Genomic DNA, 12,899 nt, shown 5'->3' with positions numbered 1-12,899 from the left:
CGGTAGTACCGCACGGCCGCGAGCGGCGGGATGACGCGGATCCGAACCGGACACCGTCACTCGTCGAACTCGTCCTCCCACGGCCAGCGCGGCCGCCGGGCGTGCGTGCGGACGAGCGCGATCCCCGCCCAGGAGGCGACAAAGGCGGCCGCGGCGATGACGAACCCGAACCACGATGTGGCGATGCGGCCTGCGACCGCGGACGCGACGGCGAGGTCGGTCCCGGTGGCGATCGCGGCGGCCCACACCCCTCCGACGTAGCCGAGGAAGGCGGCCGCGGTGGCCCACGCCGACCCCACGTAGGACGCGGGGCTGCGCCGCACGGCGACCCACAGGGCGAGCGCGAAGGCCGCGGTCGACACGACGGTCGCCGTGACTCCCGGCGCCTGCCCGAGGCCGGGCGTGGCGATCACGTCCGCGTTCGTGGCGAGACTCGTCATGCCGAGACCGAAGATCAGCAGCGCGACGTAGCCGGCGGTGGCGAAGGCGAGCGCCGTGAGCGGGCGGACCGGCCCGGTCGTGCCCTGCGGCTCGCCGCTCATCTACTGACGGACGAGCTGCGGCCCCGCCTCGAGGGTGCGCTCGTACTCGCGCTGGGCCTCGACGTTGAGCTCGGTCACCCGCTTGCCCCGCGAGGCGGCCCACGCGCCGAACCAGATCGTGAGCTCTCGGCCGATGATGAACGCGGCGACCGCGAGCGGCGCGAGCAGGTGCTCTGCCATGAGGTCGGCGCCCTGCGAGGCCGTGAGGTTCCAGAACTGCTCCTGGAACAGCTGACCCAGCAGATACCCGCCCCACGACGCGAAGCCGACGAGCAGGCCGAAGATCACCCACGAGCCCCAGCGGCCGCGGTTGATGATGGCCCCGAGCAGCCAGAACGCGAGGAAGAAGACGACGACGGGCACCCAGAGCGTCCACGAGGCGAGCGCGGCCAGCGCATGCTCGGCGAGGTTGTCGGCCGTCAGCTCGCCGGCGATCGCGTCCAGCGCGAGCCAGACGCCGTAGTAGAGCACAGCGAACGCGAGCGCGGCGACGAGTCCGATCGCACCGGCGGCGGCGCGGTTGCCCCGGGGACGCGGGGCCTCGGGCGCCTGCACGAAGATCGGCTGGGGTGCCGCAGGGGACGCGACGACCGTGTCGGCGACCGGCTCGCTGGGGGTGACCACCGGAGCGGCCACGACGGTCTCGGCCGCCGGCTCGTACACGGTGGTCGCAGGGGTCGACGGGGTGTCGTAGACGGCGGCATCGGATGCCTGCGACGGCGCGGCGTCGTACTGCAGCGACGCGGCCTCGGCGGAGTCCCACGGGTCGGGCTCGGTGGGGGCGGGCGCGGCCGGCGCGTCGGATGCCGCAGCCTCCGGCTCGTCCGCGGGCCGGGGCTCGTCGACGGGCCGGTCGACGGCGTCGCGACGCGCGGCCTCCGCTTCGGCGAGACCTTCGTGCGCGCGGCCGACGACGTCGCCATCGGGCGTGGGCTCTTCGACCGGTTCGCCGTAGGTCGACTTCGAGTCACTCATCGCAGGCACTCCTCACGCGGGGGTACGTCCCGCACAGCGAGAGTAGCCCGCACGCCGCCTCCTGCCGCGGAGGCGTGCCGGGGCGATTCGGCGCGGTTCGGCGGGCGGGCACGCGGAGCGCGGCGCAGATCCCCGACACGCAGTTCTCGACCCTCGCGCCGACGGGCTACACGTCGGCGATCGTCGCGAGCATCTTCGGCTAGCTCAGCCGAAGACCTCGCGCTCCAGCCGCGGCGCGTACTCCTCGGGGTGCCAGCCCGTCTCGGCGGTCACCAGCCACAGCCCGCCGCGCAGGACGTGCGTCTCGGTCGACCCCCCGCTCGGCGAGCCCGTGCAGCGGAGCCCGTCCTCGTCGGTCGCGCACGCGAAGGCCTGCCCGCGCAGCGCCGCCTCGGCGAGGACGGCTGCGTCGGCGTCGACCAGCGCGACGGTCGAGACCACCGTGTCGCCGTCGTCGTCCGTCCACGCGCAGGTCAGCCGCACGTCCGGCGCGAGGACCTCGGTGAGCGACATCACCGCGCTCGGCGGGGTGTCGGCGCCCTGGTCGAGGATGGTGCGCCCCGTCCAGGTCATCTCGTTCCACAGGGCGTCGGAGTAGATCTGACGGCAGTCGAGCCCCTCGCCGGCGGCGATGCGCATCGCCGGGGTGTCGGCGAGCGACGTCGGCGGCGGCGGAGCGGTCGCATTGCGCAGCATCTCCCCCGCCCACGCGACGGTCACCGGCACCATCGGGAGCGAGAGCCACACGAGGCCGCCCACGATCGCCGCGCACGCGAGCCCCGCGGGCACGGCGATCCACGTGTTGCGCCCACCCACGCGTGCCATGGCCCCCACCACCTCCTCCTCCACGGTAGGACGACGAGGACGGATGCCGCGGCGCGGCGCGCAGCGAACGCCGAGGCGCCGCGGGGGAACGACGAAGGGCCCCGGCGAACCGGGGCCCTTCGCACTGCGATCAGTCGGGGATCAGTTGTAGTTCCCGCTGAAGTCGCCGTCGGTGGAGAAGCTGTCGAAGTCGACGTAGCTCAGGTCGGCGTCGGAGTACGCGCCGTCCGAGGCGAAGATGCGGTTGGGGTACCGCTCGCTCTTGGCCTCCTCCGTCGCCTCGACCGAGACGTTGCGGTACTTCGCAAGTCCGGTTCCGGCGGGGATGAGCTTTCCGATGATGACGTTCTCCTTGAGGCCGACGAGCGGGTCGCTCTTGCCCTCCATCGCCGCCTGGGTGAGGACGCGCGTCGTCTCCTGGAACGACGCGGCCGACAGCCACGACTCCGTCGCGAGCGACGCCTTCGTGATACCCATCAGCTCCGGACGGCCCGACGCGGGGCGCTTGCCCTCGGCCACGGCCTCGCGGTTCATGTTCTGGTAGCGCTTGAAGTCCACCAGCTCGCCCGGAAGCAGCGTGGTCTCGCCGTGGTCGACCACGGTGACCTTCCGCAGCATCTGGCGCACGATGACCTCGATGTGCTTGTCGTGGATCGGAACACCCTGCGAGCGGTACACGCCCTGGACGCCGTTGACGAGGTACTTCTGCACCTCGCGGGCACCCATGACGCGCATGACCTCCTTGGGGTCGAGCGTGCCGACCTGCAGGGGCTGACCGACGGTGACGTGCTGACCGTCCTCGACCAGAAGCGTCGCGCGCTTCAGGACCGGGTAGACGTGCGGCTCGTCGCCGTTGTCGGGCGTGAGGATGATCTTCTTCGACTTGTCGGTCTCGTCGATCGTGATGCGGCCGTCGGACTCGGCGATCGGGGACGCGCCCTTGGGCGTGCGCGCCTCGAACAGCTCCTGCACGCGGGGCAGACCCTGCGTGATGTCGTCGGCCGAGGCCGAACCACCGGTGTGGAACGTACGCATCGTCAGCTGCGTGCCGGGCTCACCGATCGACTGGGCCGCGATGATGCCCACGGCCTCGCCGATGTCGACGATCTTGCCCGTGGCGAGCGAGCGGCCGTAGCACTTCGCGCAGACGCCGACGGCCGAGTCGCACGTGAGGACCGAGCGGACCTTGATGGACTCCACGCCGCCCTCGACGAGCTTGTCGATGAGCACGTCGCCCACGTCGTCGCCCGCCTCGGCGAGGACCTCGCCCTTGGGGTTGACGACATCGGCGGCCAGCGTGCGGGCGAACACCGAGTTCTCGACGTTCGCGTCGCGGACGAGCTCGCCCTCGAAGTTCTGAGCCGCGATCGGCAGCTCGAGACCCTTCGTGGTGCCGCAGTCCTCCTCGCGGATGATGACATCCTGCGAGACGTCGACCAGACGACGCGTGAGGTAGCCCGAGTCGGCCGTACGGAGGGCCGTGTCGGCCAGACCCTTGCGGGCACCGTGCGTCGCGATGAAGTACTCCGCCACCGACAGACCCTCGCGGTACGAGGAGATGATCGGACGGGGGATGATCTCGCCCTTCGGGTTGTTCACCAGGCCGCGCATGCCCGCGATGTTGCGGATCTGCAGCCAGTTGCCACGAGCGCCCGACGACACCATGCGGTTGATGGTGTTGTCCTCCGGGAAGTTGTCGCGCATCGCCTTCTGGACGGCGTCGGTCGCCTCGGTCCAGATCTTGATGAGCTCCTGACGGCGCTCGGCGTCGGTGGTGAGGCCCTTCTCGAACTGGGCCTGGACCTTCGCGGCCTGCTTCTCGAAGCCGCCGACGATCTCAGCCTTGTTCGGCGGGGTGAGGATGTCGCTCAGCGCCACCGTGACACCCGAGCGGGTGGCCCAGTAGAAGCCGGCGTCCTTGATGCGGTCGAGCGATGCAGCGACCTCCACCTTCGGGTACTCCTCGGCCAGCTTGTTGACGATCTGCGACAGCTTGCCCTTGTCGGCCTGCTCGCGGACGAACGGGTAGCCCTTGGGGAGCGTGTCGTTGAAGATCGCCTGACCCAGCGACGTCTCGACGAGGCCGTTGCGCTCGTACGCGGCGATGCTCTCGGCGGTCTCGCCCTCGGACTCGAGGAACGTCATGCCGGGGATGCGGATGCGGACCTTGGCCTGCAGGTCGAGGGTGCCCTCGTCCTTGGCCAGGATCGCCTCGCCGACCGAGCCGAACACGCGGCCCTCACCGGTCGCACCCTCCTTGACGGTCGTCAGGTGGTGCAGGCCGATGATCATGTCCTGCGAGGGCAGGGTCACCGGGCGGCCGTCCGACGGCTTGAGGATGTTGTTCGACGCGAGCATGAGGATGCGCGCCTCGGCCTGGGCCTCGACCGACAGCGGAAGGTGCACGGCCATCTGGTCGCCGTCGAAGTCCGCGTTGAAGGCGGCGCAGACGAGCGGGTGCAGCTGGATGGCCTTGCCCTCGACGAGCTGGGGCTCGAAAGCCTGGATGCCGAGTCGGTGCAGCGTGGGTGCACGGTTGAGCAGCACCGGACGCTCGCGGATGATCTCCTCGAGCACGTCCCAGACCTCGGGACGCGTGCGCTCGACGGCGCGCTTGGCCGCCTTGATGTTCTGCGAGTGACCGAGGTCGATCAGGCGCTTGATCACGAACGGCTTGAACAGCTCGAGGGCCATCTGCTTGGGCAGACCGCACTGGTGGAGCTTGAGCTGGGGTCCGACGATGATCACCGAACGGCCCGAGTAGTCCACGCGCTTGCCGAGCAGGTTCTGGCGGAAGCGACCCTGCTTGCCCTTGAGCATGTCGCTCAGGGACTTGAGGGCGCGGTTGCCGGTGCCGGTGACGGGACGACCGCGGCGGCCGTTGTCGAACAGCGCGTCGACGGCCTCCTGCAGCATCCGCTTCTCGTTGTTGACGATGATCTCAGGAGCACCGAGGTCGATCAGTCGACGGAGGCGGTTGTTGCGGTTGATCACACGGCGGTACAGGTCGTTGAGGTCGGAGGTCGCGAAGCGGCCACCGTCCAGCTGCACCATCGGGCGCAGCTCCGGCGGGATCACCGGGACGACGTCGAGCACCATCGAGGCCGGGGACATGCCGGTCTGGAGGAACGAGTTGACGACCTTGAGGCGCTTGATCGCACGGATCTTGCGCTGGCCCTTGCCCTCCGAGATCTGCAGGTGGAGGCTGTCGGCCTCGGCCTGCAGGTCGAAGGCCTCCAGGCGGCGCTTGATCGACTCCGCACCCATGTGGGCCTCGAAGTACTGACCGAAGCGGTCCTGCAGCTCGTGGAAGATCTCGTCCTCGCCCTTGAGCGCGCCGACCTCGAGCGTGCGGAAGTCCTCCCACACGCGCTCGAGACGGGCGATCTGGTCGTCCGCGTTCTTGCGGATCGAGGCCATCTCCTTCTCGGCGGCGTCCTTGACCTTCTTCTTCTGGTCGGCCTTGGCGCCTTCCTCCTCGAGGGCGGCGAGCTCCTCCTCCAGCTTCTGGAGTCGGGTCGCGATCCGCGAGTCGCGGCGGTCGGCCAGCGTCTTCAGCTCGAGACGGATGTTGTTCTCCTGCGTCGCGAGGTCGCGGTGACGCGCATCCTCGTCGACGGAGATGACCATGTACGCGGCGAAGTAGATGACCTTCTCGAGGTCCTTCGGCGCCATGTCCAGCAGGTAGCCCAGGCGCGAGGGGACGCCCTTGAAGTACCAGATGTGGGTGACGGGCGCGGCGAGCTCGATGTGGCCCATGCGCTCGCGGCGGACCGAGGACTTGGTGACCTCGACGCCGCAGCGCTCGCAGACGATGCCCTTGAAGCGCACGCGCTTGTACTTGCCGCACGCGCACTCCCAGTCACGCGAGGGCCCGAAGATCTGCTCTCCGAAGAGACCGTCCTTCTCGGGCTTCAGCGTGCGGTAGTTGATGGTCTCGGGCTTCTTGACCTCGCCGAAGGACCAACGACGGATGTCGTCGGCAGTGGCCAGGCCGATGCGAAGCTGATCGAAAGTGGTTGATTCGAGCACTGGTTCTCCTGTGTCGGAATTCTGTTCGTTGCCTGGCCGGATCAGATCTCGTCGATCGACGAGGACTCGAAGCGGCTGGAGATGTTGATGCCGAGCTCTTCTGCGGCGCGGAAGGCGTCGTCGTCGGTGTCGCGGAGGTTGACCGCCGTGCCGTCGGCCGAGAGCACCTCGACGTTCAGGCAGAGCGACTGCATCTCCTTCATGAGCACCTTGAACGACTCGGGGATGCCGGGCTCCTGGATGTTCTCGCCCTTGACGATCGCCTCGTAGACCTTGACGCGGCCGAGGATGTCGTCCGACTTGATCGTGAGGAGCTCCTGGAGCGCGTACGCGGCGCCGTAGGCCTCGAGGGCCCACACCTCCATCTCACCGAAGCGCTGACCGCCGAACTGGGCCTTACCACCGAGCGGCTGCTGGGTGATCATCGAGTACGGACCCGTCGACCGCGCGTGGATCTTGTCGTCCACGAGGTGGTGCAGCTTCAGGATGTACATGTAGCCCACCGAGACCGGCGCCGGGAACGGGTCGCCGGAGCGGCCGTCGAACAGCACGGTCTTTCCGCTGGAGCCGATGAGGCGCTCACCGTCGCGGGTCACGTTGGTCGAGTCGAGCAGACCAGCGATCTCCTCCTCGAAGGCGCCGTCGAACACGGGGGTCGCGACCTTCGTGCCGGCAGGAGCCTCGAGAGCCTCCTCGGGCAGGCGGGCCGCCCACTCCGGGGTGCCCTCGACCTTCCAGCCCTGCTGCGCGATCCATCCGAGGTGGAGCTCGAGCACCTGGCCGAAGTTCATTCGACCCGGGATGCCGAGCGGGTTCAGGATCACCTGGACGGGGGTGCCGTCCGCGAGGAACGGCATGTCCTCGACGGGCAGGATCTTCGCGATGACGCCCTTGTTGCCGTGACGACCGGCGAGCTTGTCACCCTCGGTGATCTTGCGCTTCTGGGCGATGTAGACCACGACGCGGCGGTTGACGCCCGAGCCGAGCTCGTCGTCGCCGTCCTCGGCGTTGAACTCCTTGACCGCGATGATCGTGCCCTGCTCACCGTGGGGCACCTTCAGCGACGTGTCGCGCACCTCGCGGCTCTTCTCGTTGAAGATCGCGCGGAGCAGGCGCTCCTCGGCCGAGAGCTCGGTCTCGCCCTTGGGCGTGACCTTGCCGACGAGGATGTCGCCGGGACGCACCTCGGCGCCGATGCGGATGATGCCGCGCTCGTCGAGGTCCTTCAGCAGGTCGGGGCTCACGTTGGGGAGGTCACGCGTGATCTCCTCCTTGCCGAGCTTCGTGTCTCGGGCGTCGACCTCGTATTCCTCGATGTGGATCGAGGAGAGGGTGTCGTCCTTCACGAGGTCCTGGCTGAGGATGATGGCGTCCTCGAAGTTGTGGCCTTCCCACGTCATGAACGCGACGAGGAGGTTCTTGCCGAGCGCGAGCTCGCCGTTCTCCGTCGCCGGGCCGTCGGCGATGACCTCGCCGACCTCGATGCGGTCGCCCGCCGAGACCACGACGCGCTGGTTGTACGACGTGCCCTGGTTGGAGCGGTCGAACTTGCGCAGGAAGTAGTCCTGGGTGCCGCCCTCGTCGAGCTGCACCGTCACGACGTCGGCCGAGACCTCGAGGACCACACCGGCCTTGTCGGCGGTGACGACGTCACCGGCGTCGATGGCCGCGAAGCCCTCCATGCCGGTGCCGACCACGGGCGACTCCGAGCGCAGGAGCGGGACGGCCTGGCGCTGCATGTTCGCACCCATGAGGGCGCGGTTGGCGTCGTCGTGCTCGAGGAACGGGATGAGCGAGGTCGCGACCGACACCATCTGGCGCGGTGAGACGTCCATGTAGCCGATCTCCTCGGCGTGGAACAGGTCGACCTCGCCACCCTGGCCGCGGCGGGCCAGAATGCGGTCCTGCGCGAAGTGGCCGTCGGCCTTCAGCTCGGCGCCCGCCTGCGCGACGATGTAGTCGCTCTCCTCGCTCGCGGTGAGGTAGTCGATCTGGTCCGTGACCTTGCCGTCGACGACCTTGCGGTACGGCGTCTCGATGAAGCCGAACGCGTTGATGCGCGCGAACGATGCGAGCGAGCCGATCAGGCCGATGTTCGGGCCTTCCGGCGTCTCGATCGGGCACATGCGGCCGTAGTGCGAGGGGTGCACGTCACGGACCTCGACGCCTGCACGCTCGCGCGACAGACCGCCGGGGCCGAGCGCCGACAGGCGGCGCTTGTGGGTCAGACCCGCGAGCGGGTTGTTCTGGTCCATGAACTGCGACAGCTGCGACGTTCCGAAGAACTCCTTGATCGCGGCGACGACGGGGCGCACGTTGATCAGGGTCTGCGGCGTGATCGCCTCGATGTCCTGCGTGGTCATGCGCTCGCGGACGACGCGCTCCATGCGCGACAGACCGGTGCGGACCTGGTTCTGGATGAGCTCGCCGACGGCGCGGATGCGGCGGTTGCCGAAGTTGTCGATGTCGTCGACGTCGAGGCGGATCTCGGCCGGCTTGCCGCCGCGGATGCCGTCGAACGTGACGTCGCCGCGGTGCAGGCGGACGAGGTACTTGATGGTCGCGACGATGTCGTCGACCGTCAGCACCGAGTCCGTCAGCGGCTTGTCGAGGCCGAGCTTCTGGTTGATCTTGTAGCGACCCACCTTGGCCAGGTCGTAGCGCTTCGGGTTGAAGTAGAAGTTGTCGAGGAGCGCACGGGCGGCCTCGGCGGCGACCTGCTCGCCCGGACGGAGCTTGCGGTAGATGTCGCGGAGCGCGTCCTCCTTCGAGAGGATCGTGTCCTTCGACAGCGTCTCCTCGATCGACTCGAAGCCGGCGAACTCGGCGAGGATGTCCTCGCTGGTGAGGCCGAGCGCCTTGAGGAAGACGGTGACCGACTGCTTGCGCTTGCGGTCGATGCGCACGCCGACCTGGTCGCGCTTGTCGATCTCGAACTCCAGCCACGCACCGCGGCTGGGGATGACGCGCGCCGACACGATGTCCTTGTCGGACGTCTTGTCGGGGGTCTTGTCGAAGTAGACGCCGGGCGAACGGACGAGCTGCGACACGACGACGCGCTCGGTGCCGTTGATGATGAACGTGCCCTTGTCGGTCTGGAGCGGGAAGTCGCCCATGAAGACCGTCTGGGTCTTGATCTCACCGGTCTGGTGGTTCATGAACTCGGCCTCGACGTAGAGCGGGGCGGCGTACGTCTTGCCGCGCTCCTTGCACTCCTCGATGGAGTACTTCTCGGGCTCGAGGTAGGGGTTCGTGAACGAGAGCTGCATGGTCTCGCTCAGGTCCTCGATGGGGCTGATCTCCTCGAAGATCTCCTCGAGGCCGCTGACCTCGGGGACATCCGAGCGACCGGCCTCCTGGGCGTCGGCGACGCGCGTCTTCCACGCGTCGTTGCCGACGAGCCAGTCGAAGGACTCGGTCTGAAGCGCCAGCAGGTCGGGGACCGTCAGCGTGTCGGAGATCTTGGCGAACGAGAGGCGGGAAGCTCCGCGGCCGTTCTTGGGGGTGGTGGTGGATGCGTTGCGCGCAGCAGCCAAGGGGATTACCTCCGTGGGCCCGTTGAGGGGCACGTTTCCTTGTCGTCAGGGTGGAGTGCTCAGTCGTCGTCCCCGATAGCCCGCGCGTCACGCCTCGCGATCAAGCGAGGGCGCGCAGGCACAGCCGACCACCATATGAGGGCAGGGGGAATCCAAGAGCGCAAGGTCCTACTATACGCGTCGGGACGCGCCATGTCCAGCGGGATCCTTGACGACTTTCGGATGCTGCGGTATAACCGCGCCCAATGCTGGACGGCAGAGCATCCCGCCCCCAGAATGAACCGCATGACGCTGGGGAGCGAGGGGGTCTCGGGCGCCATCCGCACGCCCGACCAGCGGCTCCGCGTGTTCGTGAGCTCGACGCTCAAAGAACTCGAGGCGGAGCGGCGGTCGGTGCGCACGGCCATCGAGACCCTGCACCTCGCGCCGGTGATGTTCGAGCTCGGGGCGCGCCCGCACCCGCCGCGCGAGCTGTACCGCTCGTACCTGCGGCAGAGCGATGTGTTCGTGGGCGTCTATGGCGACAGCTACGGCTGGGTCGCGCCGGGCGAGGACATCTCGGGACTCGAGGACGAGTACCGGCTCGCGCCGCGCGGCATGCCCAAGCTCATCTACCTCCGCGAGTCGACAGGGCGCGACGAGCGCCTCGACGGTCTCGTCCGGCGCATCCAGGACGACGACACCGCGTCGTACCGCGGGTTCTCGTCGCCCGAGGAGCTCGCGCAGCTGGTCGAGGCCGACCTCGCGGTGCTGCTCGCCGAGCGCTTCGACGCGTCGCGGGAACGCGGGGCGCCGGCGCCGGCCGCTCCCGCGTCGCCGATGCCGACCCCCTACAACCGCCTCATCGGCCGCGGCCGCGAGATCGACGAAGTCGTCGGCCTGCTCACGTCCGGACAGCATCGCGTGGTGACGCTGCTCGGCCCGGGCCGCATCGGGAAGAGCCGCCTCTCGCTCGAGGTCGCCGCGGCCGCGCGCGACCACTTCCCCGACGGAGCCGTGTTCGTCGGCCTCGAGAACGTGTTCGAGCCGCGGCTGCTGCTGCCGACGATCGCCTACGCGCTGGGGATCCGCGACAGCGGCGATCTGCCGGTCGAGGAACGACTCGCGCTCGCGCTGTCGTCTCGGCGCATGCTGCTCGTGCTCGACAACTTCGAACAGCTGGTGGATGCCGCCGCCGAACTCGTGCGGCTGTACACGATCGCGCCCCTCACGTCCTTCCTCGTCACCAGCCGTGCCGTGCTGCGGGTGCGCGGCGAGCGGGTGTACGACGTGCCGCCGCTGGAGACCGCCGACCCCGGGGCGCCGCAGTCGCTCGCGCGTGCGGCGACCTCACCCGCGGTCGAGCTCTTCGTGGAGCGCGCGCGAGCGGTCAAGCCCGACTTCGCGCTGTCCGCCGACAGCACCCCGGCGGTGGTGGAGCTGTGCCGGGCGCTCGACGGCCTGCCCCTCGCCATCGAGCTGGCCGCCGCGCGCATGCGGCTGCTCACCCCTGCGCTCGTCCTCGAGCGGCTGCACGGGCCCCGGTCGGTGCTCGGCGACGCCGCCCGCGACCTGCCCCCGCGTCAGCGGACGCTGCGCGCCACGATCGACTGGTCGGCGGGACTCCTCGAGGCCGACGAACGCTCGATGCTGTGCGACCTCGGGGTGTTCTCGGCGGGCTTCACCCTCGACGCCGTGGAAGCCGTCGCGGTCGGACGCCCGTGGGCGGCCCGCGCCGTCGAGGCGCTCGAGGCGCTCATCGACAACTCCCTCGTGTCGCAGTCCGAGGTGGACGGGAGCGCGGTCTTCTCGATGCTCGTGACCGTGCGCGAGTACGCCGTGGAACGTCTCGCGGAGGCCGGTGAGGAGACGCTGCTGCGCGACGCCCACGCACGCTACTTCCTCGAGCTCACCCGCCGCATCTCGCCATCCCTCGGCGGCGCCGACCAGCGCACCGCGACCCGCCGGCTCGACCTCGAGCGCGGCAATCTCCGCACCGCGGTCCGGCATCTGATCACCGCGGGTGTCGCCGATGCGGCGACCGAGATCGCGTGGCGCCTCTACATCTACTGGTGGCTGCGCGGCTACTTCTACGAGGTGCGCGTCTGGATGGAGGAGCTGCTGGACGGGGCATCCGTCTTGTCGGACCACGCTCGGGCCATCGCGCGCTTCTACTTCCTGTGGTCCGAGATGTGGCGCACCGACGAGCGGGACGGCGTGGTGAGCGGCCTGCTCGAGGCGGGTGAGCTGTTCGCCCGGTCGGACGACGCGTTCGGCGCGACGATGGCCGAGGCGACCGCAGGGCTCGCCCGGATCACGATGGGCGATCCCGACATCGCGGCGACGGCCGCCGACCTGGAGCACTGCGCCCGACGCTTCCGCGACGGCGGAGACCGTTGGGCCGAGACCCTCGCGCTCATCGCCCTCGGCCGGCTCGAGTGGGCCCTCGAGCGCCCCGACGAGGCGGCGAGACGCTTCGCCGAGGCATCCGCCGCCGCACGCGGCGGAGGCGGGATCTTCGGGCTGTCCGTGGCGACGCATCACCTCGCGCGCGTGCGACTGCTGGCGGGTGAGACGGATGCCGCGGCCTTCGGCTTCACCGAGGCGATGCGCATGTCGATGGAGCTCGACCACGATGAGGGCATCGCGTACGCGATCGAAGGCCTCTCGGCCATCGCCTCACTCCGCGGGGACGTCGCGACCGCGGCCGCGCTGGCGGGCGCGGCGGCGAGCACGCGGGAGCGGCTCACGATGTTCGATGCGCCGCAGTTCGTCTACCACCTGCGGTACCTCGACGCCGCGGCCGGGGACGACCCGGCGGTGGCCGAGGCGATGGCGCGCGGGCGGGCGTGGTCGGCGCACGAGGCCGCCGCGTACGCGCTTGCGCACGTGCCGGCCGTGCGGGTTGCGGATAGGGAGATGGCGGGACCGGGGCAGGCGGGTCCATGATGTGCACATGACTGGGGTTCGACACCCCGCGATCCGCACGCCCGATCAGCGGATCCGGGTG

General features: G+C 69.5%; 7 protein-coding genes. 2 read left to right on the top strand and 5 right to left on the bottom strand.

What is annotated here, in order from left to right:
* Positions 1-56: 56 nt before the first annotated feature.
* On the bottom strand, positions 57-542 hold the full coding sequence (locus OB08_RS11955; RefSeq protein ID WP_461475001.1) for a hypothetical protein: 486 nt from the start codon (positions 540-542) through the stop codon (positions 57-59).
* Positions 543-1,517, bottom strand: coding sequence for an ABC transporter (locus tag OB08_RS11950; RefSeq protein WP_461474999.1), 975 nt, complete (start codon positions 1,515-1,517; stop codon positions 543-545).
* Positions 1,518-1,591: 74 nt separating this feature from the next.
* Between OB08_RS11950 and OB08_RS11945 the strand changes: the two genes are divergently transcribed.
* Positions 1,592-1,720: a hypothetical protein gene (locus tag OB08_RS11945; protein ID WP_461474997.1), complete on the top strand. Its 129-nt coding sequence runs from the start codon at positions 1,592-1,594 to the stop codon at positions 1,718-1,720.
* Between the two features lies 1 nt (position 1,721).
* Here OB08_RS11945 and OB08_RS11940 read toward each other — a convergent pair whose 3' ends face one another.
* The 3 genes from OB08_RS11940 to rpoB form a co-directional block, all read right to left on the bottom strand.
* Positions 1,722-2,342 carry a hypothetical protein gene (locus tag OB08_RS11940; RefSeq protein WP_461474995.1) on the bottom strand — a complete coding sequence of 207 codons (621 nt, stop codon included), beginning with the start codon at positions 2,340-2,342 and terminating at the stop codon, positions 1,722-1,724.
* A gap of 141 nt (positions 2,343-2,483) precedes the next feature.
* Positions 2,484-6,374: a DNA-directed RNA polymerase subunit beta' gene (rpoC, locus tag OB08_RS11935; RefSeq protein ID WP_461474993.1), complete on the bottom strand. Its 3,891-nt coding sequence runs from the start codon at positions 6,372-6,374 to the stop codon at positions 2,484-2,486.
* A 41-nt stretch (positions 6,375-6,415) separates the two neighbouring features.
* Positions 6,416-9,910: a DNA-directed RNA polymerase subunit beta gene (gene rpoB / locus OB08_RS11930; RefSeq protein ID WP_461474991.1), complete on the bottom strand. Its 3,495-nt coding sequence runs from the start codon at positions 9,908-9,910 to the stop codon at positions 6,416-6,418.
* 285 nt (positions 9,911-10,195) lie between these two features.
* Here rpoB and OB08_RS11925 point away from each other — a divergent pair, with 285 nt between their 5' ends.
* Entirely contained in the window at positions 10,196-12,838 is a 2,643-nt protein-coding gene (locus OB08_RS11925; RefSeq protein ID WP_461474989.1) for an ATP-binding protein, read from the top strand.
* Positions 12,839-12,899: the final 61 nt, after the last annotated feature.

The organism is Microbacterium sp. HJ5, assembly GCF_054824025.1.
The sequence above is the reverse complement of the archived record's forward strand: the minus strand, read 5'-3'. Positions and strand labels throughout refer to the sequence as shown.

Excerpts from the sequence above, each read along its gene's own strand:
- OB08_RS11955 (WP_461475001.1), bottom strand. The coding sequence starts at position 542 with ATGAGCGGCGAGCCGCAGGGCACGACCGGGCCGGTCCGCCCGCTCACG.
- OB08_RS11950 (WP_461474999.1), bottom strand. The coding sequence starts at position 1,517 with ATGAGTGACTCGAAGTCGACCTACGGCGAACCGGTCGAAGAGCCCACG.
- OB08_RS11940 (WP_461474995.1), bottom strand. The coding sequence starts at position 2,342 with ATGGCACGCGTGGGTGGGCGCAACACGTGGATCGCCGTGCCCGCGGGG.
- OB08_RS11925 (WP_461474989.1), top strand. The coding sequence starts at position 10,196 with ATGACGCTGGGGAGCGAGGGGGTCTCGGGCGCCATCCGCACGCCCGAC.